The sequence below is a fragment of the Peribacillus sp. P4_D6 genome (assembly GCF_056401795.1).
In genome coordinates, this window is the sequence record NZ_JBFUIQ010000395.1 from 1 (window position 1) to 639 (window position 639).

The following is a 639-nucleotide window of genomic DNA, read 5'->3' on the forward strand; positions in this document are numbered from 1 at the left end:
GCCCCTATAGTTGCATAAGAAACGTCTATGGCGGCGATCCTCGCCGCCACCATCTATCACGAAACCCTGCTCATTACCCCAAAATAAAGTCTAACCCATTAAACCGTTGACAATAATGGTGATAACAATACAACCAGGCTGAACCTTTTTTGGTGGATCTTAAGGAGATACCCTGTATAAGAAACTGGTTGTGACAGTATTGAAGAACCATTTARTGTACTGCTAGTACGTATACAAAAATTTTTGTAACAAATCTCCTGTCATATGTATTGTTAATCTTTTATTGAGGTGATTCTCCTATGGAAGCAATGATTGAACGGTGTGCTGGCCTAGATGTACACCAAGAAACAGTAGTAGCCTGCGTATTATTTGGTCCATTAGAAAAAAAGCCAAAAACCTCTATTGAAACTTTTTCAACTACAACAACGGGACTGTTGGCTTTAAGTGATTGGCTAGCTACCCTTCAGGTATCCGATGTTGTGATGGAAAGTACCGGAGTCTACTGGAAACCAATATGGAATATACTCGAAGGATCTTTTCACCTTGTTCTTGCCAATGCCAGGCATGTCAAAAATGTTCCAGGGCGTAAAACTGATGTGAAAGATGCCGAATGGCTTGCCAAGCTTCTAAGATGCGGAC

At 41.1% G+C, this 639-nt stretch carries 1 protein-coding gene; it reads left to right on the top strand.

From position 1 onward, the window contains the following. Nucleotides 1–299: 299 nt before the first annotated feature. The coding region (locus AC1DVB_RS27830; protein ID WP_477592086.1) for an IS110 family transposase at nt 300–639 on the top strand (340 nt) is incomplete at its 3' end.